The organism is Streptomyces sp. NPDC012935 (assembly GCF_042900345.1).
Lineage (GTDB): Bacteria > Actinomycetota > Actinomycetes > Streptomycetales > Streptomycetaceae > Streptomyces.
The window spans coordinates 47758-73506 of the sequence record NZ_JBIBBC010000019.1 but is presented as its reverse complement, the minus strand read 5'-3'; the positions used below and the strand labels follow the sequence as shown (position 1 = coordinate 73506).

25 protein-coding genes are annotated in these 25749 nt (G+C 71.3%); 7 read left to right on the top strand and 18 right to left on the bottom strand.

All coding sequences use genetic code 11. The annotated features are described in order from the left end of the window. The first annotated feature begins 173 nt into the window (after nucleotides 1–173). Complete coding sequence (locus tag ACFY5C_RS34075) at nucleotides 174–1511, top strand: DUF2252 domain-containing protein (RefSeq protein WP_389452054.1); 1338 nt, start codon at nucleotides 174–176, stop codon at nucleotides 1509–1511. A gap of 5 nt (nucleotides 1512–1516) precedes the next feature. Here ACFY5C_RS34075 and ACFY5C_RS34070 read toward each other — a convergent pair whose 3' ends face one another. After that, nucleotides 1517–2242, bottom strand: coding sequence for an alpha/beta hydrolase (locus ACFY5C_RS34070; protein ID WP_389451830.1), 726 nt, complete (start codon nucleotides 2240–2242; stop codon nucleotides 1517–1519). Between the two features lie 264 nt (nucleotides 2243–2506). Here ACFY5C_RS34070 and ACFY5C_RS34065 point away from each other — a divergent pair, with 264 nt between their 5' ends. Beyond that, nucleotides 2507–2803 carry a hypothetical protein gene (locus tag ACFY5C_RS34065; RefSeq protein ID WP_389451827.1) on the top strand — a complete coding sequence of 99 codons (297 nt, stop codon included), beginning with the start codon at nucleotides 2507–2509 and terminating at the stop codon, nucleotides 2801–2803. A gap of 55 nt (nucleotides 2804–2858) precedes the next feature. Here the strand turns inward: ACFY5C_RS34065 and ACFY5C_RS34060 are convergent, their stop codons facing one another. From ACFY5C_RS34060 to glnA, 4 genes are all read right to left on the bottom strand, one after another. Next, nucleotides 2859–3470: a hypothetical protein gene (locus ACFY5C_RS34060; protein WP_389451824.1), complete on the bottom strand. Its 612-nt coding sequence runs from the start codon at nucleotides 3468–3470 to the stop codon at nucleotides 2859–2861. A gap of 2 nt (nucleotides 3471–3472) precedes the next feature. Then, entirely contained in the window at nucleotides 3473–4390 is a 918-nt protein-coding gene (gene htpX / locus ACFY5C_RS34055) for a zinc metalloprotease HtpX (protein ID WP_389451821.1), read from the bottom strand. A 127-nt stretch (nucleotides 4391–4517) separates the two neighbouring features. Further along, nucleotides 4518–4790 carry a hypothetical protein gene (locus tag ACFY5C_RS34050; protein ID WP_389452051.1) on the bottom strand — a complete coding sequence of 91 codons (273 nt, stop codon included), beginning with the start codon at nucleotides 4788–4790 and terminating at the stop codon, nucleotides 4518–4520. 120 nt (nucleotides 4791–4910) lie between these two features. Continuing rightward, a complete protein-coding gene (glnA, locus tag ACFY5C_RS34045; protein ID WP_125528402.1) occupies nucleotides 4911–6320 on the bottom strand; it encodes a type I glutamate--ammonia ligase in 1410 nt (469 codons plus the stop codon). A gap of 198 nt (nucleotides 6321–6518) precedes the next feature. On the opposite strand from glnA, the gene ACFY5C_RS34040 reads away from it, so the two are divergent. Next, nucleotides 6519–6986 (top strand): RDD family protein, encoded by a 468-nt coding sequence (locus tag ACFY5C_RS34040; protein WP_389451818.1) that lies wholly within the window; start codon nucleotides 6519–6521, stop codon nucleotides 6984–6986. A gap of 110 nt (nucleotides 6987–7096) precedes the next feature. Here ACFY5C_RS34040 and ACFY5C_RS34035 read toward each other — a convergent pair whose 3' ends face one another. The 4 genes from ACFY5C_RS34035 to lipB form a co-directional block, all read right to left on the bottom strand. Then, nucleotides 7097–7798 carry a DUF4191 domain-containing protein gene (locus ACFY5C_RS34035; RefSeq protein ID WP_389451815.1) on the bottom strand — a complete coding sequence of 234 codons (702 nt, stop codon included), beginning with the start codon at nucleotides 7796–7798 and terminating at the stop codon, nucleotides 7097–7099. Between the two features lie 76 nt (nucleotides 7799–7874). Continuing rightward, nucleotides 7875–8075, bottom strand: coding sequence for a hypothetical protein (locus ACFY5C_RS34030; protein ID WP_328882127.1), 201 nt, complete (start codon nucleotides 8073–8075; stop codon nucleotides 7875–7877). 256 nt (nucleotides 8076–8331) lie between these two features. Continuing rightward, complete coding sequence (lipA, locus tag ACFY5C_RS34025; protein ID WP_389451812.1) at nucleotides 8332–9321, bottom strand: lipoyl synthase; 990 nt, start codon at nucleotides 9319–9321, stop codon at nucleotides 8332–8334. A gap of 105 nt (nucleotides 9322–9426) precedes the next feature. Then, nucleotides 9427–10224 carry a lipoyl(octanoyl) transferase LipB gene (lipB, locus tag ACFY5C_RS34020; RefSeq protein ID WP_389451809.1) on the bottom strand — a complete coding sequence of 266 codons (798 nt, stop codon included), beginning with the start codon at nucleotides 10222–10224 and terminating at the stop codon, nucleotides 9427–9429. 278 nt (nucleotides 10225–10502) lie between these two features. On the opposite strand from lipB, the gene ACFY5C_RS34015 reads away from it, so the two are divergent. Next, nucleotides 10503–11942 (top strand): regulator, encoded by a 1440-nt coding sequence (locus ACFY5C_RS34015; RefSeq protein ID WP_389451807.1) that lies wholly within the window; start codon nucleotides 10503–10505, stop codon nucleotides 11940–11942. A 134-nt stretch (nucleotides 11943–12076) separates the two neighbouring features. On the opposite strand, the gene ACFY5C_RS34010 is transcribed toward ACFY5C_RS34015, so the two are convergent. After that, a complete protein-coding gene (locus ACFY5C_RS34010) occupies nucleotides 12077–13459 on the bottom strand; it encodes an NAD(P)/FAD-dependent oxidoreductase (RefSeq protein WP_389451804.1) in 1383 nt (460 codons plus the stop codon). Nucleotides 13460–13661: 202 nt separating this feature from the next. Further along, the gene (locus ACFY5C_RS34005) at nucleotides 13662–14561 is read right to left on the bottom strand and encodes a TIGR01777 family oxidoreductase (protein ID WP_389451801.1); all 900 of its coding nucleotides are present in this window, start codon (nucleotides 14559–14561) and stop codon (nucleotides 13662–13664) included. A 71-nt stretch (nucleotides 14562–14632) separates the two neighbouring features. On the opposite strand from ACFY5C_RS34005, the gene ACFY5C_RS34000 reads away from it, so the two are divergent. Next, nucleotides 14633–15130: a GNAT family N-acetyltransferase gene (locus ACFY5C_RS34000; protein WP_389451798.1), complete on the top strand. Its 498-nt coding sequence runs from the start codon at nucleotides 14633–14635 to the stop codon at nucleotides 15128–15130. Between the two features lie 18 nt (nucleotides 15131–15148). Here the strand turns inward: ACFY5C_RS34000 and ACFY5C_RS33995 are convergent, their stop codons facing one another. Further along, nucleotides 15149–16333 (bottom strand): MarP family serine protease, encoded by a 1185-nt coding sequence (locus tag ACFY5C_RS33995; protein WP_389451795.1) that lies wholly within the window; start codon nucleotides 16331–16333, stop codon nucleotides 15149–15151. Nucleotides 16334–17663: 1330 nt separating this feature from the next. Here ACFY5C_RS33995 and ACFY5C_RS33990 point away from each other — a divergent pair. Beyond that, a complete protein-coding gene (locus tag ACFY5C_RS33990; protein WP_389451792.1) occupies nucleotides 17664–18419 on the top strand; it encodes a peptidoglycan recognition protein in 756 nt (251 codons plus the stop codon). Between the two features lie 254 nt (nucleotides 18420–18673). On the opposite strand, the gene ACFY5C_RS33985 is transcribed toward ACFY5C_RS33990, so the two are convergent. Further along, on the bottom strand, nucleotides 18674–19801 hold the full coding sequence (locus tag ACFY5C_RS33985; RefSeq protein ID WP_389451789.1) for a lipid II:glycine glycyltransferase FemX: 1128 nt from the start codon (nucleotides 19799–19801) through the stop codon (nucleotides 18674–18676). A 205-nt stretch (nucleotides 19802–20006) separates the two neighbouring features. Between ACFY5C_RS33985 and ACFY5C_RS33980 the strand changes: the two genes are divergently transcribed. Beyond that, on the top strand, nucleotides 20007–20225 hold the full coding sequence (locus ACFY5C_RS33980; RefSeq protein WP_389451786.1) for a hypothetical protein: 219 nt from the start codon (nucleotides 20007–20009) through the stop codon (nucleotides 20223–20225). Nucleotides 20226–20256: 31 nt separating this feature from the next. Here ACFY5C_RS33980 and ACFY5C_RS33975 read toward each other — a convergent pair whose 3' ends face one another. The 5 genes from ACFY5C_RS33975 to ACFY5C_RS33955 form a co-directional block, all read right to left on the bottom strand. After that, entirely contained in the window at nucleotides 20257–20775 is a 519-nt protein-coding gene (locus ACFY5C_RS33975) for a DUF4240 domain-containing protein (RefSeq protein WP_389452048.1), read from the bottom strand. Nucleotides 20776–20889: 114 nt separating this feature from the next. Then, entirely contained in the window at nucleotides 20890–21864 is a 975-nt protein-coding gene (locus ACFY5C_RS33970; RefSeq protein ID WP_389451783.1) for a helix-turn-helix transcriptional regulator, read from the bottom strand. Nucleotides 21865–22008: 144 nt separating this feature from the next. Next, nucleotides 22009–24711 carry a pyruvate dehydrogenase (acetyl-transferring), homodimeric type gene (gene aceE, locus ACFY5C_RS33965; RefSeq protein ID WP_389451780.1) on the bottom strand — a complete coding sequence of 901 codons (2703 nt, stop codon included), beginning with the start codon at nucleotides 24709–24711 and terminating at the stop codon, nucleotides 22009–22011. 349 nt (nucleotides 24712–25060) lie between these two features. Continuing rightward, complete coding sequence (locus ACFY5C_RS33960) at nucleotides 25061–25489, bottom strand: hypothetical protein (protein WP_389451777.1); 429 nt, start codon at nucleotides 25487–25489, stop codon at nucleotides 25061–25063. A 121-nt stretch (nucleotides 25490–25610) separates the two neighbouring features. Continuing rightward, the gene (locus ACFY5C_RS33955; protein WP_389451774.1) at nucleotides 25611–25742 is read right to left on the bottom strand and encodes a hypothetical protein; all 132 of its coding nucleotides are present in this window, start codon (nucleotides 25740–25742) and stop codon (nucleotides 25611–25613) included. Between the last annotated feature and the right edge of the window lie 7 nt (nucleotides 25743–25749).

The following is a 25749-nucleotide window of genomic DNA, read 5'->3' as shown; positions in this document are numbered from 1 at the left end:
GCGATCAGGAGGGTGCTGAACCGGGCGACCGGGTGACGAAGCGGGGGACGGACCGGGTGTCCGACCTCGCCCGAGCGGGCGGCGGCAGCGGGAGGTGCGATGGGCAGACGTGGCATACGGCGGCCGATGCACGGGACGGCCGTGGACAGAAGCGTGTCCTCGTGACGACCTCGATGACGCCCGCCGAGCGGGCCCGCCGCGGCAAGGCCGCCCGCAAGCACGTGTCCCGCTCCGCCCACGCCGCCTGGGTCCCCTCCGTCGACCGGCCCGACCCCGTGGCCGTACTCGAACGTCAGGGCCGCGACCGGCTGCCCGAGCTGCTGCCGATCAGGTACGGCCGGATGACGGCGTCCCCGTTCGCCTTCCTGCGCGGCTCCGCCGCCGTGATGGCAGCCGACCTCGCCGCCGCCCCGCACACCGGCCTCACCGTGCAGCTGTGCGGCGACGCCCACCTGCTCAACTTCGGCCTGTACGCCTCCCCGGAACGCTCCCTGCTGTTCGACCTGAACGACTTCGACGAGACGTTCTGCGGCCCGTTCGAATGGGACGTGAAGCGGCTCGCCACCTCGGTCGCCGTGGCCGCCCGAGAGATCGGCCACCCGGACGCCAAGGCCGGCCACGCGGCCATGGCGGCCGTGACCGCGTACCGCACCACCATCCGGCGGCTGGCCCAGCTGGGCGAACTCGCCGTCTGGCACACGCGCATCGACGCCCAGCAGCTCCTGCCCCTGGTCCGTTCCACCCGCGACCGCCGCCGCGTCGAGGCCAGCCTGGGCCGCGCCCGACGCCGCACCAGCATGCGGGGCTTCGACAGGCTGACCGAGATCGTCGACGGAAGCCGGCGCATCATCCACGACCCGCCGCTCCTCGAACGCGCGGGCACCTCCGACATGGCCGCCCTGCGCAAGATCTTCAGCGACTACCGCTCGACCCTCTCCGAGGAGCGCCGCCTGCTCCTCGACCGCTACCGGTTCATGGACGCGGCCCGCAAGGTCGTCGGCGTCGGCAGCGTCGGACTGCGCTGCTTCATCGTGCTGCTCGCCGGACGGGACACCGACGACCCGCTGTTCCTCCAGATCAAGGAGGCGCGGCCGTCCGTACTGGAGGAACATCTGCCGAGCGGGCCCTACGTCCACCCCGGCCATCGCGTCGTCGCGGGCCAGCGTCTGATGCAGGCGGCCGGTGACATCTTCCTCGGCTGGATGTCGGGGCCGCAGGGCCGGGCCTTCTACTGGCGCCAGCTACGCGACATGAAGGGCTCCACGGACGTCGCCGGCATGAGTCCGGACGACCTCCTCGCCTACGCCCGCCTGTGCGGCACCACCCTCGCCCGCGCCCACGCCCGCTCCGGCGACCGCATCGCCATCGCCGGCTACCTCGGCAGCGCCGGCACCTTCGACCGCGCGATCACCGACTTCGCCCTGGCCTACGCGAACCAGACCGTCAGCGACCACACGGCCCTGGGCGCGGCCGTCGGCGCCGGGGTGGTCAGGGCGGCGCCCGGGGTCTGACCGGCTCAGCCCAGGCCCGTTACCACCGCCGTCACGAACTCCCGCCGGTCCTCGGCATGTTCCTGGAACCACATCCCGAGCATGTGCTCCGAGCCCGGCACCTCGAACCGTGTGAACCGGGCGTGCGCGGACAACGCGTCCTGGACCGCCTCAGTCACCTCCGGCGGGATGATCGCGTCCCTCCCCGGCACCGCGAGCACCGCCCGGCCCTCGTACGCCCGCAGCGCATCGAGTGCGGGCGCCCCGCGCCAGCCGTCCGGCCTGCGGATGATCTCGCTGAACCGCCCGGCGCCCTCGCCGAACGGCACATCCCAGGCTTCCTCGGCGTACACGGCGGGCGCGCACAGCCCGATCGACGCCACACGCTTCCCATAGTGCGCGACGAGATCCGTCACCGTCTGTCCGCTCATGCTGAACCCCACGAGGATCAGCGGACCGTCCGCCGGGACGCGTGCGTCGATCACGGAGACCGCCTGCTCGAAGCGCCGCCGCAGGCTCAAGTCCTTTGGTTCACCGCTGCTTTCGCCGTGTCCGGAGAAGTCGAGGGCGAGCCCGCGGCAGCCGCGGGACACGAACTCGGCGAGCAGCGGGAGCAGTCGGTCCTTGCTGCCGATGCCCGCGCCGTGCAGCAGGACGGCGGTGGCCGCTTCCGGGCCGGCGGCGGGACCGCCGTACACGCCGCTGAGCAGTTCACCGTCGTGGGGGTGTGTGAAGGAGAGGAGCTCGGTCATGGGCCCCATTCACTCACAGGGGCACCGGGCCGAACTCGGGCCCCGGGAAAAGGAGATGCACGCCGAGTGACCGGCTCCCTACCCTGGACATGCGTAACGGAGCAGTTCACGCCGCTTTTCGCAGGGCGGGCGTCACCCTGCGGACTCGGGGCTACTCTCTACGCACCGACGGACGGTCGCCCATCCCCCAGCGCCCCGTCGGGCATCGGTCACCGCTCGAGATCCAGCAGATCCAGATCCAACCCACGCTCACGGAGGCCCGTGATGGGCACCATATTCATGTCCGGGACCGTCGTCCTGGTGATCTTGGGATTCGACAACCACCTCTACTGGCTGGCCGCCGTCGCGGTGCTCTTCCTCTACCTGCAGTACGGCCGCAGCTCCTCCGCGCCGAGTCGCGGAGCGGGCGGTGGCGGGGGAGGGGTCCCGTCGGGAGGCTCCATGCCCGCGGACTACCGCGCGTACCGCGACCGCCGTGACATGCAGGCCAAGTGGGAGCGCCGCTACCGCCGCGAGCGCCCGCTCGAGTCGCGCCGTCAGGAGCGCGAGAAGAGCAAGTGAGACCAACCGCGGTGGTAGCCGCGGTGGTTCTGCCCGCAGTCCGAGGTGCCCCCGGTCACAGGCCGGGGGCACCCCACAGCGGGAACCAGCGGTTCAGGTCCTGCTCGATCCGCAGGTCGTTCGCGAGCGCCGCCCGCACCCGCAGCTCCAGCGCGTTGTCGCGGCGTTCCGTCGCACCGGGCAGAGGTGCGAAGGGGTAGAAGGTGCCTCGCTTGTAGAGGTAGACGAGCGCCAGCCGCCGCCTCGGCTCACCCTCTTCCGACCCGTCACCCCTCGCGTACTCGAATCCCGCCAGCGAGCACAGCAGCTGCGGGCCGAAGCCGTTGACCTCCATCGCGCTGTTCACCGCGTGCAGGTCGTTGACCAGCTCCGGCAACTGCTCGGGACCGCGCCGGGAGACCAGCCACGAGTAGCCGTAGCCGTCCCGCGTCAGCTGCACCGGCCGGCCCTCGCGCTCGGCGTCCGCGTCGAGCAGCGCCTGTACCTCGCGGTGCGTCTGCTCGAAGACCGCGCCCTCGACGGTGGCGAAGCACACCGCCCCGCTCCCGGTCGGCCGGAACCCGGCCGCCGCCTCCAGCGTGATCGCCGCCGACGGCAGCCCGAAGAGCTGGTCGAGATCGGGCGCGACCGGTTTCGTACGGCCCAGCAGAATGTCGAGCAGCCCCATGCTCACGCTCCTCCGGGAGCCGTTGCCTCGTCCAGCTCGGCGGAGATGCGCCCCAGCTGGTCGAGCCGCTGCTCCAGGCTCGGGTGAGTGGAGAACAGGCGCGCGATGCCGGGCTCACGGCCCAGGGCCGGCGTGAAGTAGAAGGCGTTGAAGGCCTGCGCCGTCCGCAGGTCCTTGGTCGGGATGCGGGCGATGTCGCCGGAGACCTTGGTGAGCGCGGAGGCCAGCGCCGAGGGCCGCCCGGTGAGCAGCGCCGCGGCCCGGTCGGCGGCCAGCTCCCGGTACCGGGACAGGGCCCGGATCAGCAGGAAGCTGAGCGCGTACACGGCCGCCGACACGCCCATGACGACGGCGAAGATCGCGGCGGTGTTCTGATCCCGGCGCCCGTCGCTGAACAGCTGCGAGTAGAAGGCGAACCGTACGATCAGCCCCGCGATCACGCCGAGGAACGAGGCGACCGTGATCACGGCGACGTCCTTGTGCGCCACGTGCGACAGCTCGTGCGCGAGCACACCTTCCAGCTCGTCCGGCTCCAGCCGGCGCAGCAGCCCCGTGGTCACACAGACCACGGCATGATCGGCATTCCGGCCGGTGGCGAACGCGTTCGGCATGTCCATCTCCGACACGGCGACCACGGGCTTGGGCATATCGGCGATGGCGCACAGCCGGTCGACGACTCCGTGCAGCTCGGGATACTCCTCCCGCTCCACGACCCGCCCTCGCATCGCGAACAGCGCGACCCGGTCGGAGAACCAGTACTGCGCCCCCAGCAGCGCCGCCGCCACGACCACGACGAGCACCCAGGACTTCAGCAGAAAGATCAACGCGACTACGAACGCCACGTACAACAACCCGAGCAGAAACAGAGTGATCCCCATACGGGCGGTCAACCGCCGATCACTCCGGAACCGGCTCTGCATTTCGCATCACCTCGCGCACTCAGGCACTCGTCCCACTGCCCAGTGTGCACCCTGTGACTCCCATGAACGGGTCGTGATCGGCCCTCGGGAGGGCAAAGGCCCGGGAGTGCGGGGGCCGGCGGCCGATCTAGTAGCCCGCGCGGAAGTTGACGTAGCCCAGCAGCACGATCACCCCGGCGACGCAGCCCAGCACGATGGCCGTGGACACCCAGCCGGACCGGCGCTGCCGCCGTGCCACATGATCGGGCTCACCCCGGAACGGCACCGGCCCGGGCGGGTTCTCCTTCCAGCGCGCGGCGAGCATACGGGCCCGCGCCGAGGGCTCCTTGTGCTCGGCGTTGTCCGCCCACCTCAGGTCGAACTCGCGTTCTTGATCGTCGTGTTCGTGCTGCTCCGGCATCCCGTCCACCCCCGTGTCGTCCATCGGCAGAGGCAGAATAGAACATACGCCCGCGCCCCCGCTGTCAGTAGAACAGCGGGGGCGCGGGCGCTGTGCCTCGGTGCCTGAATCAGGCGTCGATCACACGTCGAAGTACATCTCGAACTCGTGCGGGTGCGGACGCAGCTGCAGCGGGGCGATCTCGTTCGCGCGCTTGTAGTCGATCCACGTCTCGATCAGGTCCGGCGTGAAGACGTCGCCCTGGAGGAGGAACTCGTGGTCGGCCTCGAGGCGGTCGAGGACGGCCGGGAGGGAGGTCGGGACCTGGGCGACGCCCGCGTGCTCCTCGGGAGCCAGCTCGTAGAGGTCCTTGTCGATCGGCTCGGCCGGCTCGATCTTGTTCTTGATGCCGTCCAGGCCCGCGAGGAGCAGGGCCGAGAAGGCCAGGTACGGGTTGCCGGAGGAGTCGGGCGCGCGGAACTCGACGCGCTTGGCCTTCGGGTTGGAGCCCGTGATCGGGATACGCATCGCGGCGGAGCGGTTGCGCTGCGAGTACACCAGGTTGATCGGCGCCTCGAAGCCCGGCACCAGACGGTGGTACGAGTTCACCGTCGGGTTGGTGAAGGCGAGCAGCGACGGGGCGTGCTTGAGGATGCCGCCGATGTAGTAGCGGGCGGTGTCCGACAGGCCCGCGTAACCGGCCTCGTCGTAGAAGAGCGGCTGGCCGCCCGTCCACAGCGACTGGTGCACGTGCATGCCCGAGCCGTTGTCACCGAAGATCGGCTTCGGCATGAAGGTCGCGGTCTTGCCGTTGCGCCAGGCGACGTTCTTCACGATGTACTTGAAGAGCTGAAGGTCGTCGGCGGCGGCGAGCAGCGTGTTGAACTTGTAGTTGATCTCGGCCTGGCCGGCGGTGCCCACCTCGTGGTGCTGGCGCTCGACCTGCAGGCCGGAGGCGGCCAGCTCCAGGGAGATCTCCGCGCGCAGGTCGGCGAAGTGGTCGACCGGCGGGGCCGGGAAGTAGCCGCCCTTGTAGCGGACCTTGTAACCGCGGTTGTCCTCCAGCGCGCCCGTGTTCCAGGCACCCGCCTCGGAGTCGATGTGGTAGTACGCCTCGTTCTCGGCGGTCTTGAAGCGCACGCTGTCGAAGACGTAGAACTCGGCCTCGGGGCCGAAGTACGCGGTGTCGGCGATACCGGTGGAGGCGAGGTAGGCCTCCGCCTTCTTCGCCACGTTCCGCGGGTCACGGGAGTACTGCTCGCCCGTGATCGGGTCGTGGATGAAGAAGTTGATGTTGACCGTCTTGTCGCGGCGGAAGGGGTCGACGCGCGCGGTGGACAGGTCGGCGCGAAGCGCCATGTCGGACTCGTGGATGGCCTGGAAGCCGCGGATCGAGGAGCCGTCGAACGCGAGCTCCTCGGCCGGGTCGAAGGCCGTGGCAGGGATCGTGAAGTGCTGCATCACGCCCGGCAGGTCGCAGAACCGGACGTCGATGAACTTCACGTCCTCGTCGGCGATGAACTTCTTGGCCTCGTCGGCGTTCTGGAACATCCAGCTCCTCCTACTCCCGACCCGTCGGTCCGGGGTGGTAGTTCGGTCGTGCGGCCAGTGCGGTGGCACACGCTGGCCTCGACCCTAGGGACGGGTGATTTCTCGGGCGTGACCCGTTTGTTTCGCCCACGTTAACCGGACATCCCCGACCTCCCCCCACCTGTCCACATCGCAAAACGGGCACAGTACCGTGGTCACGTGGACAAGAGGCAAGCAATCGGATCCTGGCTCTCGGGCCCCCGCGCGGCCGCCGAGGACGCCGGTGTCGACTTCGGATACCGGGGTCAGCAGCTCGGTCTTCCCGAGGAGGGACCGGGCTCCATCGCCCGCCCGGGACGTCGGCTCGGGGCGCTGGCCGTCGACTGGGGCATCTGCGTCTTGATCGCATACGGTCTCATTACGGACGGCTACGGTCAGGCGACGAGCAACTGGGCGCTGCTCCTGTTCTTCCTGATGAGTGTCCTGACCGTCGGCACGGTCGGCTTCACGCCGGGCAAGCGCCTCTTCGGCCTGCGCGTGGTCGTCCTGGAGACCGGCACCGTGAACCCGCTGCGCGCCCTGTTGCGCACGGCCCTGCTGTGCGTCGCAATCCCGGCGCTGATCTGGGACCGTGACGGCCGCGGCCTGCACGACCGGCTGGCTCACACGGTCGAGGTACGGATCTGATCTCCGTACGCCTCGCATAAGTCGAACGTACTCCTCGTACCGGACGCTTCGCATACGACGATGGGGGCGCCCGGAGTGTCCCGGGCGCCCCCATCGTCGTTTGAGGGACGTCAGCGAGCCTTCGGCCCGCCCTTCGGCAGCTTCATGCCCTTGGGCATCGGGCCCTTCGGCAGCGGCATGTTGCTCATTAGGTCGCCCATGGCCTTGAGCCGGTCGTTGGTGGCGGTCACCTGGGGGCCGGTCAGCACGCGCGGCAGCTTCAGCATGGTGGTCCGCAGCTTCTTCAGCGGGACCTGGCCCTCGCCCGTGCCCACGATCAGGTCGTGCACCGGCACGTCCGCGACGATGCGGTTCATCTTCCTCTTCTCGGCGGCCAGCAGGGTCTTCACCCGGTTCGGGTTGCCCTCGGCGACCAGCACGATGCCGGCCTTGCCGACGGCCCGGTGGACCACGTCCTGGCTGCGGTTCATCGCCACCGCGGGGGTCGTGTTCCAGCCCCTGCCGATGTTGTCCAGCACCGCCGCGGCGGCGCCCGGCTGGCCCTCCATCTGCCCGAAGGCCGCCCGCTCGGCCCGGCGCCCGAAGACGATCGCCGACGCGAGGAAGGCGAGCAACAGGCCCAGGATGCCGAGATAGATGGGGTGACCGATCAAGAAACCGATCGCGAGGAAGACACCGAAGGTGACGATTCCGACAGCCGCGAGTACAAGACCGATCTTCTTGTCGGCCTTGCGAGTCATCTTGTAGGTCAGAGCGATCTGCTTGAGTCGCCCGGGGTTCGCAGCGTCCGCTGCCGTGTCCTTCCTCGCCATGCCACGAAGTCTACGTGCCCCCGGGAGCGCGGACGACGGCAGTGCCGTGGCGAGCGCGGGGGGGAGCGCGCCGGGGTCAGGGACGGACGGTGGTGACCTGGTCCAGGACGCGCTGCGCCTCGACCCGGTCCTTGGCGCGACGGCGGTCCTCCAGCACGGACGTCCAGGCATTGCGACGGGCAGTGCGCTGACCGCTGCTCATCAGCAGCGACTCGACGGCACGCAGTGCAGTGGTGAACGACGGGATGGCGGTGGCGCGAACGGGCGCGGCCTGCATGGTGGAGGTCCCCCCTCGGGAATGGCGGCTTCGTGAGTAGTGCACGGGGTGTACAACCAGCGTCACTGATTGGTGTTACCAGGGCGTGACCGACCGGTCAAACACCAATGAAACCTTGATACGCGGCCGGAAACGCTTGACGCGGCCCTGATGGTGCCCCTATCTGCGGGGACGTCCAGGACCGCGTCAATCGGCCGCTGCCGAAGGGCAGTTGCTTGTGCGCAGGTTCACATGCGCCGAGTGGCACTCCGTGCCATCAGACGGCCTGCGAGGCGACGTGGGAACCACCCCGCTGCGGAGCAGCGAATTGACGCTGCTCGATGGCCATCTGGTAGAGCCGCCCGGCGCGGTAGGAGGACCGCACCAGCGGGCCGGACATCACGCCGGAGAAGCCGATCTGCTCGGCCTCGTCCTTCAGCTCCACGAACTCCTGCGGCTTGACCCAGCGCTCCACCGGGTGGTGGCGCACGGACGGGCGCAGGTACTGCGTGATGGTCACCAGCTCGCAGCCGGCGTCGTGCAGCTGCTGGAGCGCCTCGCTGATCTCCTCGCGGGTCTCGCCCATGCCGAGGATGAGGTTGGACTTGGTGACCAGGCCGTAGTCGCGGGCCTCGGTGATGACCTTCAGGGACCGCTCGTAGCGGAAGCCGGGGCGGATGCGCTTGAAGATCCGCGGCACCGTCTCGACGTTGTGCGCGAAGACCTCGGGGCGGGAGGCGAAGACCTCCTGCAGCAGCTCCGGAACGGCGTTGAAGTCGGGGGCGAGGAGCTCGACCTTGGTGCGGCCGGCCTCGCGTTCGGCGGTCTGCTGGTGGATCTGGCGCACGGTCTCGGCGTACAGCCAGGCGCCGCCGTCCGGGAGGTCGTCGCGGGCCACGCCGGTGATGGTGGCGTAGTTCAGGTCCATGGTGACCACGGACTCGCCGACGCGGCGCGGCTCGTCGCGGTCGAGCGCCTCGGGCTTGCCGGTGTCGATCTGGCAGAAGTCGCAGCGCCGGGTGCACTGGTCGCCGCCGATGAGGAAGGTCGCCTCGCGGTCCTCCCAGCACTCGTAGATGTTGGGGCAGCCGGCTTCCTGGCAGACCGTGTGCAGGCCCTCGCTCTTCACGAGGTTCTGCATCTTCGTGTACTCGGGGCCCATTTTCGCCCGGGTCTTGATCCACTCGGGCTTGCGCTCGATGGGGGTCTGGCTGTTGCGGACCTCCAGGCGCAGCATCTTGCGTCCGTCCGGTGAGACTGCGGACACGTCGGCTCCCTGTGCTTCGATTCTTCGGCGTACACCAGGGTACGCCCGTGCTAACCAAGCCCTGCTGTCAGGCCAACCTCATCGCTCCAGGGCTGATTCCCGGCCTCAGGCCGTCGCCTTCTCGATCTCCCGTGGCTTGAGGTCCGCGTTCTCCAGGACATCCAGCAGGTGCCGCTCGACGACCGGCAGCACCTCGTCGATGGTGACGTCCCGGCCGAGCTCGGCGGCCAGGGAGGCGACGCCCGCATCGCGGATTCCGCACGGGATGATCCGGTCGAACCACTTGTTGTCCGGGTTCACGTTCAGGGCGAAGCCGTGCATGGTCACGCCCTTCGCGACCCGGATCCCGATCGCGGCGATCTTGCGGTCCTCGCGCCGCTGGCCGGCGTTGGAGGGCGCGTACTCGGGGCCGTTCAGACGGGGGTCGAACTCCTCGTCCGTCAGGCGGGGGTCGAAGTCCAGCGCGAGTCCTCCGAACGACGGACGCTGTTCGACCGGGTCGCCCAGGACCCACACCCCACTGCGGCCCTCGACGCGGGTGGTCTCCAGGCCGAACTCCGTGCACGTGCGGATCAGGGCCTCCTCCAGCCGGCGTACGTGGGCCACGACGTCCACGGGGCGCGGCAGCTTCTGGATCGGGTAGCCGACGAGCTGGCCCGGGCCGTGCCAGGTGATCTTGCCGCCGCGGTCCACGTCGATGACCGGCGTGCCGTCCAGGGGCCGCTCGTTGTCCGCCGTGCGCCGGCCCGCCGTGTACACCGGTGGGTGCTCGAGCAGCAGAACCGTGTCGGGGATCTCGTCCTCGAACCGCGCCGCGTGCACCCGGCGCTGCTCGTCCCACGCCTGCTGGTACTCGACGGCGTCCGCCCCGAACCCCATGCGCACGAACCGCAACTCACTCACGGCAAGCGCCTCCCTGGTGCCTAGAAGGTCGTAAGGCACAAAGCGTGCCTACGCCACTGTACGACCGGCTCGTTCGGGTGACGTCTCGTGGTCCGCGTCAGCCCGGTAGGGCAATCCTCACACGATCGGATGAATGGGCGGCGTAATGTGCGATCGGCTGCTTACTCTCCGCTACATTCGCGCCGTTCGAGCAGGCCAAAAGGGCTGCTCACCGGCAATCCGGGCACCCGCGGCCGTACGGCCCCGCAAGGCCCGAAAGGCAGGAGACCGCACCGCAGATGACGGAACGACCCGCGCAGCGCACTCCCAACCGCCAGCTCGCCGCGCTCATCGCAGAAGCGGGATTCTCCAACGCGGGTCTCGCCCGCCGGGTGGACCAGCTCGGCCTCGAACACGGGCTTGATCTCAGATACGACAAGACCTCGGTCACCCGCTGGCTGCGCGGACAGCAGCCACGCGGTACGACGCCCGCGCTCATCGCCGAGGTGTTCACGCGCCGCCTGGGCCGCCGGCTCTCCGCCCAGGACCTCGGCCTCGACGCCTGCGCCCCCGTGTACGCGGGGCTGGAGTTCGCCGCGACACCGGAAGAGGCCGTCGACATCGTCAGCGGCCTGTGGCGCAAGGACTCCGGCAGCCACGCCGAGCTGCGCAAGATCGCGTTCACCCCGGCCGGCCTCGTCGTGCCCAGCCGGGACTGGCTGATCGGCCGCGCCGACGAGAAGGTCGCCCGCGGCGAGGCGATCGCCCGCATTCCGGTGCAGGGCCGTCCGGCGGCCGTACCCCGCCAGCGCGGGCAGGCCGAGCGCGGCCCCGGCCAGAAGGTCACCGGCGGCGACATCGCCGCACTGCGCTCGGTCGGCGAGCTGTTCCGCTCCCTCGACGACATGTACGGCGGCGGCCACGCCCGGCAGGCCCTGGTGCGCTATCTGGAGCACGAATGCGAGCCGATGCTGCGCGGCACCTACGGCGAGCAGACGGGCCGCCGCCTGTTCGCGGCCGCCGCGGACCTCACGAGGCTCGCGGGCTGGACGTCGTACGACATCGCGGCGCACGGGCTCGCCCAGCGCTACTTCGTGCAGTCGCTGCGGCTCGCGCAGGCGGCCGGTGACCGGGCGTTCGGCTCCTACGTCCTGGTCACCATGAGCCGCCAGGCCGTCTACCTCGGGCACGGCCGTGAGGCCGTCCAGCTCGCGCGCGTGGCCCAGCAGGGTGTGGGGACCAGCGCGCCGCCGGTCGTGCAGGCCCTGCTGCACGCGTGCGAGGCGCGTGGCCACGGCGTGCTGGGCGAGGTGCGCGCCTGCACCGCATCGCTGGTGCGGGCCGAACGCGCCCTCGAAGTGGCCCGCCCCGTCGACGAGGTCCCGCACTGGGCGCGCTTCTTCGACGAGGCGCAGCTCGCCGACGAGTTCGGCCACTGCCACCGGGACCTGCAGCAGTTCCGCGCGGCGGCCCAGCACGCCGAGCGCTCTCTGCAGCTGCGCGCCCCCGCCTACGCCCGCAGCCGCCTCTTCTCCCGCGTCGTCCTCGCCTCCGCCCGGCTCGGCCTCGGCGAGCTCGACCAGGCCTGCGCGTTGGGGGCGGAGGCCGCCGGCGCCGCCGCGGAGATGCGGTCGGTACGGGCGGTCGAGTATGTCCGGGACTTCGAGCGGAGATTGGAGCCGTATCGGGATGCGGCGCCGGTGCGGGGGTATCGGGACAAGGTCGCGGCGTTGGGGTGAGGGGCATCGCCGTGACGCCGGCCGCAGGTGTGCCCTCTGCGGCGGCCGCGTTGTGGCTGCTCGCGCCCGCGCGGCAGAGCCGCATGTCGGCACACCCCCGCGCCCCGGAGAACGGGCGCGGGGGTCCCTGAGACCTATGCCGCTGCCCGCAACGGTTCCGCTCGGTGCAGGGAGCCCGCCGCGCCCAGGTCCGCCAGGATCGCCGCCGCAGCCCGGTGGGCCGAGTGCAGGGCTCCCTGGACCGTGCTGGTGTCGCGGTGGTCGCCGCAGACGTACAGGCCCGCCAGGAGGCGCACCGGGCGGCGCAGGTCGTGGGGTGGACGCATCGCGGGGACGGCCTGCGGGGTGTGGTGCACGGCGAGGGTCTCCCAGCGTGCGGTGGAGGTGCCGTAGAGGCGGGACAGGTGCATCCGTACCGCCGTGTCGATGTCGGGCGGCGGCGTGCCGAGGACCGTCGACGAGACGAGCGTGCGGCCGGCCGGTGCGCGGCTGGGGTCGACCTGGCTGATCACCGCCGTGTGCGCGACCGGGCCGCCCCGGTCGGCGTCGAGCAGCAGTGAGGCGCCGGTCGGCGGCGGCTCGTCGGTCGTGTGGTGGACGACGGTCACCGGGTGGAAGTCCGGGACGCGCAGGCCCGGCAGCAGCTCGGCGGCGGTCCGCGCGTCCGTCGCGAGCAGCACGGCCCGGCAGCGGATCTCGCCGTGCTCGGCGGTCGTCACGGACGTCGTGGCGACCGACGTGACCCGTACACCGGTGTGCACGGTGCCCGGCGGCAACGCCCGTGCCAGCAGCTCCGGCAGCGCCTCGGCGCCGCCCTCGGGCACGCACATCCGTCCGCCCGCGAAGGAGCGGAGTGCCAGATCCGCGCACCGGCTGGACGTCGTCAGTTCCGGGTCGCACAGCAGCGCGGCGAGCAGCGGCCGCAGGAAGCCGTCGATCGTCCGCGCCGGAACACCCCGCTCCGCGAGCGCCTGCGCGGCGGGCGACTCGGGGCGGGACAGCAGCCGTTCGACGGGCACCGTGGCCAGCCGGGCGAGCGCGGCGCCGAGCCGGGCCTGGTCGACGGCGGTGCCCAGCGGGGCCCCCGCCCGGACCCGGGGTATGGGCGCCTGTCCCGCAACGCCCCGTACGGGCCCGGTCCTGGGGGCGCTCGCCAGAGCGCGCACTGCATGGAGTGCGCCCCTCGCGCGCCGGGCGCTGATCGGGCTCGCCACCGCGCCCGCGCGATGCCGGCGCCCGTCGCTGTGCAGCAGTACGCCCGGCGTGAAGGGGCGAAGCGCCAGCGCGTCGAGCCCGGGTGTCAGCCGTAGCTCCGGATACGCCGTCGACAGGAGCTGTCCTATCCGGTCGAGCCGGAACCCGTCGACCTTCTCGGTCGACATGCGGCCGCCCGGGTAAGGGGCGGCCTCCAGCACTGCGGTCCTCACTCCTGCGCTGGTCAGCCGATGCGCCGCGGAGAGTCCGGCGACCCCGGCTCCCACGATGACGACGTCCGCCTGGTACGCGGGCTCAAGCACGTGCCCCTCCTCGAGGTTGCGCGGCCGGTGGAGACGTGATGCCCCCAACTGGCTCCGGGGATACCCGAGTTCGGGTCGAGGTTAGGGCTGCGATCGGTCAAAAACAGTCGCGCATGGGCAGAGCACGGTCGCACAGTGGTCGCATACGGGCGGTCATTGCCGCCCGGCCGATACATGGCGGGCGCCCGGCTTGACCCTTCGATTACTTGGCGGCCGCCCGGATCGCCCCCTCGATCTCCGGGAACGCGAAGGTGAACCCGGACTCCAGCAGCCGCGTCGGCAGCACCCGCTGGCTGCCCAGCACATCCCCGGCCAACTCGCCGAGTACCGTCCGCAGCACCGGTGCGGGGACCGGGAAGGGCGTCGGCCGGTGCAGTACCCGTCCCATCGCCTCGGTGATCTCACGGTTCGTCACCGGCCGCGGCGCCGTCACGTTGAACGGGCCCGACAGATCGTCCCGGTCGATCAGATGCCGGATCGCGGCCACCTCGTCGTGCAGCGAGACGAACGACCAGTACTGCCGTCCGTCCCCCAGCCGCCCGCCGAGCCCCGCCTTGAACAGCGGGAACAGCCGTCCCCAGGCCCCGCCCTGCCGGGCCACCACCAGCCCCGTGCGCGGGAACACCGTCCGCACGCCCGCCTCCTGCGCGGGCGCCGCCGCGCCCTCCCACTCCACGGCCAGCGAAGGCAGGAAGCCCTCCCCGGGCGGGGCGCTCTCGTCGACGGCCCGCTCGCCGGTCTCGCCGTAGTAGCCGATCGCGCTGCCGTTCACGAACACCCGCGGCGGCTCGTCCAGCGAGGCCATCGCCTCCGCGAGCGCCGCCGTGCCCTGCACCCGGCCGCTCCGGAGCTTCTCCTTGAACGCCTCCGTCCAGCGCCGCGAGCCCACGTTCGCGCCGGCGAGATTGACCACCACGTCGCACCCGGCCAGCCCGGCCGCGTCCACGTACTTCCGCTCGGGATCCCATCGGACCTCGTCCGCCGAGCGCGGTGCACGGCGTACCAGCCGCACCACCTCGTGCCCGTCCGCGGCCAGCGACCGCACCAACGCGCCGCCGATCAGTCCGGAGGAACCGGCCACCGCAATTCTTGAAAGTTCCATGACCTCAATCCTGCCGTTGACCACATAAGACCCCGGTCGGGTCCCCGGGCTCCGGTCGTAGGGTGACGCTCATGCCCGAGTCGTACAAAGCCCGTATACGCGCTGCTCTGCCCGATGACGAGGAGGAGCTGTCCCTCCTCGACCGTGTCACGTGGTCGACGATGCACGCTGTCGTGCCCGAACCGCGCCCGCCCTACCCGCCGTTCTTCACCGACCGCAACGTCCCGGAGGACCATCTGGTCGCGGAGCTCGACCGCCGTATCGTCGGCTACGTCCGCCTCGGCTTCCCCACTCCGCTCGCCTGTAACACGCACGTCCGGCAGATCCAGGGCCTCGCCGTCGCGGACGAGGCCCGTGGCCTCGGCGTGGGCCGGGCGCTGATCCGGGCGGCCGTGGAGGAGGCCCGGCGCAAGGGCGCACGCCGGCTCACCCTGCGCGTCCTCGGTCACAACACGCCGGCGCGCAAGCTGTACGAGTCCGAGGGGTTCGTGGTGGAGGGGGTGCTGCCCGAGGAGTTCTTCCTGGGCGGGCAGTACGTGGACGATGTGTTCATGGGGCGCAGTCTCTGACACCGGTACGCCAGGGCCTCATGAGGTGACGAGATTCCCCGTGTCCACCGCCGCCGTCGCGCCGGCCGCGCGCTTGGCGTCGGAGGCGACCTCGGCGACCGTGAGGACGTAGCCGGTTCGGGCGTCGGAGGTGGAGCGGGCGAAGACGACGCCGAACACCTTGCCGTCGGTGGTCAGCAGCGGGCCGCCGGAGTTGCCGGGGCGGACGGTGGATCGGATCGAGTAGATCTCGCGGGTGACGGTCTCGTCGCTGTAGATGTTCTGGCCGGTCGCGCGCACCCGGTTCGCGACCGTCGCCGCCTGGAGGTTCAGGTCGCCGTCCTCCGGATAACCCGCCACTACGGCCGAGTCGCCGCGGGTGGCCTCGTCGTCGAACGGCAGGACGGGGGCGCGCAGATCCGGCACGTACAGCACGGCGACGTCCCGGTCCGGGTCGAAGAGCACCACCCGCGACTCGTACGACCGCCCGACGCCGCCGACCCGGACGCTGGGCGCGTCGATGCCGGCCACCACATGGGCGTTGGTCATCACGTGCTGCGGGGAGTAGACGAAGCCGCTGCCCTCGCGGCCCTGGGTGCCCGAGGAGCCCTCGATCTTGACCGTGCTGAGCTTTGCGGCGTTCGTGGCGGCCGCTGTGACGCTGTCTCCGGAGGGCTCGGCGACCTCGGCCGTCGACTCGTTCTCGAAGGGGTTGAAGACCTGCGGGAAGCCGGCTTCGGTGAGCGCGGAGGTGGCTCGGGAGAACCAGGCGGGGGTGGTGTCCGGCATCGTGTCCTGCACGGTCCCGAGCAGCCGGGAGTCCCGGATGGCGGAAGTCAGCAGCGGGGAGGAGGAGGCGGCGAGAACGCTTGCGGCGACCCAGGCCACGATCAGCACGGCCACCGAGTTGGCCACGGCCCCGCCGACGCCGTCCGCCACCCTGAGCGGCCCGCGGTCCAGCTCCCTGCGCAGCCGCAGCGCCAGCCGTCCCGCCAGCTCGTGCACCAGCACCGCCGGGAGCAGCACGGTGAGCACCGCGGTCACGGTCGCCCCCGTCGTACCCGGCGTGACCAGGTCCATCATCCACGGCAGGATCCATACGCCGATCACCGCGCCGCCCACGAATCCGGCCAGCGAGACGCATCCGGCCACCAGTCCGCGCCGGTATCCGGACGCCGCGTAGGCCAGGATCACCAGCAACAGCAGGATGTCGAGCAGGTCCACAGAGCCGCCTTTCTCTCGGACCCCTTAGTACGCGCGCGAGACCTCTGTTGATCAGTGCCCGCGCACGCGCCGCCGGGAACCGGCCACGCCGCGTGCACCTGGAGAAACGCCCCGGACCGGGACGTTGGTTCCACCGCGTGTCACACCACACATCGCGGGCGGACCGGATCCGTCGGACAGTAGGACCATGCCTGCCTTCCGACGGGTCACCCGAAGGGTCTTCCGAGGAACACGGGGGAGACGAGGACCACGTGCCGTACGCATACCGTGGGCTGCGCCGGGCCGGGGCTGGGACGAGGCTGCGCCGGGGGACTTGCGGGGGGCCGAGGGAGGCGCGGGCCAAGAGCCGTTACGCGGAGATCCGGAGGCTTCGCGGGTTCGGAGTGAGAGTGGCGTGCAGGGGGCTGCGCCGGCAGCGGGCGTGAAGCCTTTGCAGCCGGGTGTGCGAGCTGCGGGCGCGGGGCCTTTGGGGGAGGCAGCCGCGCGGGCAGCGGGCCTGGACGGTGTAGCGGGGGCTGCGCGGGCGTCGGGTGGCGGTGGCTTGGATGGGGTGCCCCGGGCACAGGGCGGGGGTGGCTTGCAGGGAGCTGCATGGGCAGCGGGCCTGGACGGTGCAGCGGGGGGTGCGTCGGCATCCGACGGCCAACCCTCGCCGGGCGCTTCGCGAGGAGCCGGCGCGGAGGGTTTGCAGGAGGCTGAGGGCGGGTCGGCTGCGGGGCAGGTGGAGGACACGCCGTCGGTGCGGGAGGGGGTCGTATCGGAGCGGCCGTCCGGGCGGGGGGAGCGGGGCGTGCCGGAAGAGCTCCCTGCGAGCGAGGAGCCGGGTCTGCGAGAGCCGCCTGCCGTACCGGGTCGGACTTCCGGGCGGGAGCAGCCGCCCGTGCGGGAAAACCCGTGCGGGCCGGAGTGGCTGCTGGTATCGGAACCGCCCGCATGGCGGGTTCAGCCGCCCGTGGGGGACCGGCCGCCCGTGCGGGAAAACCCGTGCGGGCCGGAGTGGCTGCCGGTATCGGAACCGCCCGCATGGCGGGTTCAGCCGCCCGTGGGGGACCGGCCGCCCGTGCGGGGAAACCCGTGCGGGCCGGAGTGGCTGCCGGTATCGGAACCGCCCGCATGGCGGGTTCAGCCACCCGTGGGGGACCGGCCGCCCCCGCGGGGACCGTCGGCCCCGCAGGGTCTGCCCGCCGGCGGAGAGCAAGCTGCCCGGCAGGGGCAGTCGAAACCGCGGCCGCAGCAGGGCGTACCGGAAGAGCGGGCCGGGCGGCCGTCGGCCGGACCGTGGGTCCAGGTGGGAGCACGGAGCCGGTGGCGGCCGCCCTCGGGTCGGCGCGTGCACCCCGTCGCGTTCGCGCTGCTGGGCTGTGTCCCCGGCCTCGCCGCCGTTCTCGCGCTGGGGTTGTGCGCGAGTGGCGTCGAGCGGATCGTCGCGGCCGGTGCGCGGCCGGTCGCGGCGCGGCCCGCCGCCTCCCATCAGGCGCCCCGGCCGGCCATCGTGCCGAGGTCGGCCTGGCTCGACGACGAGGCCCGGCGTGCCCAGCCACCTCCGCGTTACGACGACACGGTCGTCGCCGTGTTCGTCCACCACACCGACTCGCCCAACGGCTACGACTGCGCCGACGTGCCCCGCATCATCCGGTACGTGTACGCGGGCCAGACCGGCTCCCGCGACTGGGACGACATCGGCTACAACTTCCTCGTCGACCGATGCGGCACCATCTACGAGGGCCGCGAGGGCGGCATCGCCCGACCCGTGACCGGCGCCCACACCCAGGGCTTCAACCACCGCACCACCGGCATCGCCGCCATCGGCACCTTCACGGCCGGCGTACCCGTGCCGAAGGCGATGACCGAGGCGATCGCCGCGCTGGCCGCCTGGAAACTGGGGCTCTCCGACACGGACCCCCGCGCGGAGGTCCGGCTGACCTCCAGCAACAGCCAAAGCCGCTACGCCTCTGGCACCACCGCGATGTTCCCCGCCATCGCCGGTCACGACGTCGGCTACATGACCAGTTGCCCGGGCGCGGCCCTCAGCGAACGGCTCCCGGAGATCAGGGCGACGGCGGCCCGCTTGCAGGGCAGGAACTGACGCGCGCGGTGTCGCCCGCGCCGCCTCGGAGCCGCCGCGCGGCAGTACGCCCGAGGACACCACTCCCACCCGCCCTGTCAGATCGCGCCCCGGCCGCAACTGGCTGGCCCTGCCCCGGGCGGCCTCGGCGTGATCGTCCCCGGGCGGCCAGCGGCGTGATCGTCCCCGAAGGCCAGGCGTGACCCCGCCCCCAGGAGCGGCCCCCGGCGTGACCGCCCCCAGGGCCGCACCAGGCACAACCCCGGCCGCGCCCGTCACCGCCGCCCCAAATAGACCCCCAACGCCCGCTGCAACACCTTCCCCTGGCTGCCCACCGGCAGTTCCCACTCGCCGAGGTACTCCACCGCACGCCCGCCCGCGCCCGTCTTGAACAGGAGACGGCCGAGGAGACGGTCCTCCGTGAGGGAGGGGGTGATGGAGCGGAGGTCGTACGTGTCGGCGCCGGCGGCTCGGGCGTCGCCCAGCATGCGCCACAGCAGGGCGCTGCTGGGGCGCAGTTCACGCCCCCGGCGGCCGGACGCGGCGTAGGAGTGCCAGGCCCTGGAGCCGACGCTGATCATGAGGGCCGCGGAGAGCACCTCGCCGTCGTACTCGGCGAGGTAGAGCCGCAGCCGGTCCTCGTCCTCGGCGTTCAGGGCCGCCCACATGCGCCGGAAGTAGTCCAGCGGGCGGGCCTTGAAGCCGTCGCGGGCGGCCGTCACGGTGTACAGGCGGTAGAACTCGGGCAGGTCGGCCGCCGAGCCCCAGGAAACCCGGACGCCCGCCGCCTCGGCCGTGCGCAGCGACTGTTCCCAGTGCGGTGCGAGCGCGTCGCGCAGATCGTCCACCGAGCGCCCCGCCAACGGGATCTCACAGCCGTAGCGCGGCTGACCCAGCCCGAACCCGCTCCCGTCGTCCTCCTCGCACCGCCGCCACCCGAGCCGCCGCAGCCGCTCCGCGGCGTCGAGCGCGTAACCGTCGATGCCGGCCGTGGGCACATCGCGCAGATGCCCCGTCGCGGGGTCGGCGATGCCCGCCGTCACGTCGGCGGCGTCCCAGTGGCGTACGACGAGCGGCGGGCCGATCCGGACCGAGAACGCCCCGATCCGCTTCAGGTGGGCGACGAGCGGGTCCAGCCACCGCTCCAGGCGCGGCGTACGCCAGTCGATGGCGGGTCCGTCGGGGAGGTAGGCCAGGTAGCGCCGGGTCCCGGGCAGAGGCCGGTACAGGACCAGCGCCGTCGCGACCATCTCGTCGCCCTCGAACCACCCCACGCTCTCCGGCAGCCAGTCGGGCTTCACATCGCCCCACTCGGGGATCTGCAGATGGCTCGCGTCGGGATACAGCCGTAGGTGGGCCAGATGCTCCTGGCGCGGTATCTCCCGCACGTACAGGCTGGTCATGGGCAGGGTGCTCCTGTTCGGTCCGGTCACCCTAAGCCGGAGATCACGCAACCGGTCAAGGGACGGAGCGTGAACCTTCCGGAAAGGCCCGCACCGGCTCCGCTCCCGCACCGGCTCGCTCACAGGCTTCTCGCAGCCGGCTCAACGATCTCCCCGAGACAGCCTCCCTATCGTCATGCGCACGCACTGACCGGAGGTGGGGATCATGAGCAGCGACAACGGCACACGCGACCACAGAAGCAGGCGGGTCTGGACCGTGGTCTGCGCGGTCGCGACCGTCGTCCTGGGGCCGGCCGCCGTCACGGCGTCCGCGCTCGACCAGGCCAACAAGGCGCCGATGCACCACGCGGTGAAGGTCGACCAGACGCAGACGCAGGCGTACATCCCGGCGGACCCCGGCCGCAGGCGGACCGCCCCGGCCTGAGCCGCCCGGGCCCGCCACGATCCGGCCTTCCTCAGTCCTTGAAACGCTCCCACAGCTTGGGATACCGGTCCGCCAGGGCCCGTTCGTTCTCGAAGTCGACGGGCCTGCCCTCCGGTTCCGGGGGCGCGGGCGGGATGCCGAGGTCGGGGGCTACGGTCCCGGTGAGCTGTTCGTACGCCTCGTCCGCGGCGTAGCCCAGCTCCTCGGCGTCACCGTCGAACTCCTCGTCGAAGTCGTCCAGCAGGTCGGCGAGCGAGTCGGGGTCGTGCACACCGCCCTCGTACACCTCGCGGCCCTGCCCGATCAGCCAGCACCGGAAGAAGTCGAACGCGTCATCGCTGGCCCCGTCCAGCAGAACCCAGGCGGCGCCCCACAGATCCCAGGTGTACGCGCGGTTGTAGCGGGCCTCGAAGTGACGGGCGAAGTCGAGCACCGAGTCGGGGTCCTTCTGGAGCAGCCGCTCCACGAGCAGGTCGGCCTGCTCCTCGGGGTCGCCCTCGGCGGCCTCACGGGCGCCGTCCACCAGCTCCCAGAACTCCGTCTCGTCCATCACGGGTCCAGCATCGGCCCTGCGAGGGTGGGGCGCACGTGGAGTGCGACGGATTGTTATGGGGGTACGGGCCTTGGGGCACTCGGGCAGGGCGGTGCCCGGCCGGCGTCCGGCTCACGCTCCGTACAGCGCGGCCAGCCGTATCGCATCGTCCGCGAACCGCTCCCTCAGCGAATCCGGGGCCAGCACCTCGATCTCCGGCCCCAGCGACGCGAGCTGGGTGTGGGCGACCTCCTCGGACTCCACGGGGAGCGTCAGCGTCACCCAGCCGTACCCGTCCGGTGCGTCCGCCGCCCGCACCGCCTCCCGCGCGGAGTGCGGATCGACGGTGTACGGCAACCGGCGCACCCCGCCCGGCGACACCCGCACCACGACCTCGGCCCTCAGCAGAGACCGCGCGAACTGCTCGGCCCGCTCCTCCCAGAACCCCGGCAGATCGAACTCCCCGTCCCGTTCGAACCGCTCCTCACCTCGGTCCACGGCGGTGAAACGGTCGATGCGGTACACCCGGTACGAGCCGTGTCCCGCCACGCGGGCGCACAGATACCAGACCCCCGCCTTCAGCACGAGCCCGTACGGCTCCAGCTCCCGCCCGACCTCGCTCTCCCCGCGCCGGTACCGGGCCACGATCCGCCGGTCGTCCCACACCGCGTCCGCGACGGCCGGCAGCAGCTCGGGCGTCTTCGGCTCCTTGAACCAGTTCGGGGCATCCAGGTGGAACCGCTGGGCGGCGGAACGGGAGGCGTCCCGCAGCGAGGGCATCAGGGCCGCCGACACCTTCAGCGTGGCGGCGGAGGCGGCATCCTCCAGCCCCATCTCCCGCAGCGCGCCCGGAAGCCCGCTCAGGAACAGCGCCTCGGCCTCGCTCCGCCCAAGCCCCGTCAACCTGGTGCGGTACCCGCCGATGAGCCGGTACCCGCCGGCTCTCCCCCGATCCGCGTACACCGGGACCCCGGCCTCGGACAGGGCCTGCGCGTCCCGTGTGACCGTCCGCTCGGAGACCTCCAGCTCGCGCGCGAGTTCGGCCGCGGTCATGGAGGGCCGGGACTGGAGAAGCAGCACCATCTTGATGAGCCGGGCAGCACGCATACGGCCATCATGCCGGGGCCCACTGACAACGAACCCACCGACAACGAACCCACCGACAACGAACCCACGGACTGCGAACCCACGGACGGCGAAGGGGCACGGCAGCCGCCGTACCCCTACGCCGCAGATCAGGAAGGTCAGCCCTTACAGGCCGTACTTCTCGCGCGCTTCCTTCACGGCCGTCGCCTTGACCTCGCCCCGCTTCGCGAGCTGGGCCAGGGCCGCGACGACGATCGACTCGGCGTCGACGCCGAAGTGGCGGCGGGCCGCCTCGCGGGTGTCGGAGAGGCCGAAGCCGTCCGCGCCGAGGGAGGAGTAGTCCTGCTCGACCCACTGGGCGATCTGGTCGGGAACCTGGCGCATGTAGTCGGAGACCGCCAGCACCGGGCCCTCGGCACCCTGGAGCGCCTGACGGACGTACGGCATCCGCTCCTCGCCGCGCAGCAGGGCCGCGTCGGCCTCGAGGGCTTCCCGGCGCAGCTCCGTCCAGGACGTCGCCGACCAGACGTCGGCCGCCACGCCCCACTCCTCGGCGAGCAGCTGCTGCGCCTTGAGCGTCCAGTGGATCGCCGTGCCGGAGCCGAGCAGCTGGATGCGCGGGGCGTTCGCCACCGGGGACAGACCCGCCGACTCCGCCGTGTTGAAGCGGTACAGGCCCTTGACGATGCCCTCGTCGACGCCGTCCACGGCGGGCTTCGCGGGCTGCGGCAGCGGCTCGTTGTAGACGGTGAGGTAGTAGAAGACGTTCTGGTCCTCGCCCGGGGCCGCCTCGCCGTACATCCGGCGCAGACCGTCCTTGACGATCGCCGCGACCTCGTACGCGAAGGCCGGGTCGTACGTCAGCGCGGCCGGGTTCGTCGCCGCGATCACCGGCGAGTGACCGTCGGCGTGCTGGAGGCCCTCGCCCGTCAGCGTCGTACGGCCCGCGGTGGCGCCGACGAGGAAGCCGCGGCCGAGCTGGTCGCCGAGCTGCCACATCTGGTCGGCCGTACGCTGCCAGCCGAACATCGAGTAGAAGATGTAGAACGGGATCATCGTCTCGCCGTGCGTGGAGTACGCGGTGGACGCGGCGATGAAGTCGGCCATCGAACCGGCCTCGGTGATCCCCTCGTTGAGGATCTGGCCGTTCTGGGCCTCCTTGTAGTACATGAGCTGGTCGCGGTCGACCGGCTCGTACGTCTGGCCCTTGGGCGAGTAGATGCCCAGGGACGGGAAGAGGCTCTCCATACCGAAGGTGCGCGCCTCGTCGGGGACGATCGGCACCCAGCGCTTGCCCGACTCCTTGTCGCGGACCAGGTCCTTGATCAGGCGGACGAAGGCCATGGTGGTGGCCACGTTCTGGGAGCCGGAGCCCTTGTCGAAGGAGGCGAACGCCTTCTCGGCGGGGGCGGGCAGCGGCGCCACCGGGTGGACGCGGCGGGCCGGGGCCGGGCCGCCGAGGGCCGCGCGGCGCTCCTGGAGGTAGCGGACCTCGGGCGAGTCGGCGCCGGGGTGGCCGTAGGGGACCACGCCGTCGACGAACTGCGCGTCGGAGATGGGGAGTTCGAGCAGGTCACGCATCGTCTTGAACTCGTCCACCGTCAGCTTCTTCATCTGGTGGTTGGCGTTCTTCGACGCGAAGCCCTCGCCGAGGGTGTGGCCCTTGACCGTCTGGGCCAGGATGACCGTCGGCGCGCCCTTGAACTCGACGGCGGCCTTGTAGGCGGCGTACACCTTGCGCGCCTCGTGACCACCGCGGGAGAGGTGGAAGCACTCCAGGATCTTGTCGTCGCTCAGCAGCTTCGCCATCTCGGCGAGCTCCGGGTCCTTGCCGAAGAAGTCCTGGCGGATGTAGGCGGCGTCGCGGGTCTGGTACGTCTGCACCTGGGCGTCGGGTACCTCGCGCAGCCGGCGTACGAGCGCGCCGGTCGTGTCGAGCTGGAAGAGCTCGTCCCACGCCGTGCCCCAGAGCGTCTTGACGACGTTCCAGCCGGCGCCGCGGAACTGGGCCTCCAGCTCCTGCACGATCTTGAAGTTGGCGCGGACCGGGCCGTCGAGACGCTGCAGGTTGCAGTTGATGACGAAGGTCAGGTTGTCCAGGCCCTCACGGGAGGCCAGGGCGAGTGCCGCCGTCGACTCGGGCTCGTCCATCTCGCCGTCACCGAGGAACGCCCACACGTGGGACGCGGAGACGTCCTTGATGCCGCGGTTGGTGAGGTAGCGGTTGAAGCGGGCCTGGTAGATGGCCGAGAGCGGGCCGAGGCCCATGGACACCGTCGGGAACTCCCACAGCCAGGGCAGGCGGCGGGGGTGCGGGTACGACGGGAGTCCGTTGCCGCCAGCCTCCTGACGGAAGTTGTCGAGCTGCTGCTCGTTCAGGCGGCCGTCGAGGAAGGCGCGGGCGTAGATGCCGGGGGAGGCGTGGCCCTGGATGTACAGCTGGTCGCCGGAGCCGTCCGCCTCCTTGCCCTTGAAGAAGTGGTTGAAGCCGGTCTCGTAGAGCCAGGCCGCGGAGGCGAAGGTGGCGATATGGCCGCCGACGCCGTATTTGGAGCCGCGGGTCACCATGGCGGCCGCGTTCCAGCGGTTCCACGCGGTGATGCGGGCTTCCATCGCCTCGTCACCGGGCGCGGACGGCTCGGCGGCGGTCGGGATGGTGTTGACGTAGTCGGTCTCGAGGAGCTTGGGCAGCGCGATGCCGGTGCCCTCGGCCCGCTCCAGCGTGCGGCGCATCAGGTATGCGGCGCGGTGCGGACCGGCCGCCTTGGCGACCGCGTCCAGCGAGGCCTGCCATTCGGCGGTCTCCTCCGGATCACGGTCGGGGAGCTGGTCGAGCGCGCTCGGCTGGATGGCGTTGGGGTCGGTCATGTCGCCGCCTTCCTCAGTCGAAGGGGGTTCCCTCATCGGTAAGGGTTCGGGGGTGCCCTTTGTCTTTGGCAGGACAGGGCGGAGGGCTTGGGTGCAAGCCCGTCGGCGACTGTAACTCCCTGATCGATGATCGATCAAAGGGTGAGGGGCTAAAAGGGCCGGATATCGCGAAAATTGGCATCCGGTGCCGGGAGAGCAGGCACGCGGTGCCGCGTTTTCCCTGCTCACATGAGTTGTGGGCGGCTAGCTTGGGCGGGTTCGCCGCTCCGGTTCGCCGCTCCGGTTCAGCGCTCGGGCTCGCCGCTCGGGTTCGCCGCTCCGGTTCAGCGCTCGGGCTCGCCGCTCGGGTTCAGCGCGTCGCGGTCTGCGGGTGTGTCATGCCCTCGTGGTCCTGGTGATGCCGTGCCGCCTGCTCGCGGGTGATCACCTCGGTGGCTGCGCCGACGGCGACCGCGACCGGCCAGGCCATGGCCCCGGCTGCGGTCATGCCGCCGAGGATGCCGTAGAAGGCCAGCTTGCGGGGCGAGGGGAGCATCGTCATCGCGCTGGATGCGGTGGACGCGGCCGCGGACGTCGCCGTGGAGGTGGCCTTGCGGGCGCCCGAGAACATGTCACGCGAGAACATGTCGCCGGGGGTCACGTAAGGGATGGGGACCCGGGGGTGCGCGGTGTGCAGGTGCACCACCTTGCCGCCGGTGTGCTTGCCGTCGCCCTGGGGGCCGGCCTCGGGCGGGGCGGTCTGCCGTACTTGCTGCGTCTGTGTCTCTGGGGAAGTCATCACTGTCTCCCCTGCTGGGAAGCATGGGTCGGGGTGTGGGTGCTCCTCACCCGGCTTCCATCGATACGTACAGCTAAACCCGACGTAACGGGCAATTCGCTCGCGCCGGTCAAGTGACCGCTCAGGCTTGCGCGGCCGCCGGACGCGCGCTCGTCGCGAACGCCTTCCACAGCTGGATGGCCAGGCGCACCAGAACGGCCTCGAGGAGGGCGATCGCCACCTGGGTCAGGATCGTGCCGAGTATCTGCGGCATGACGGCC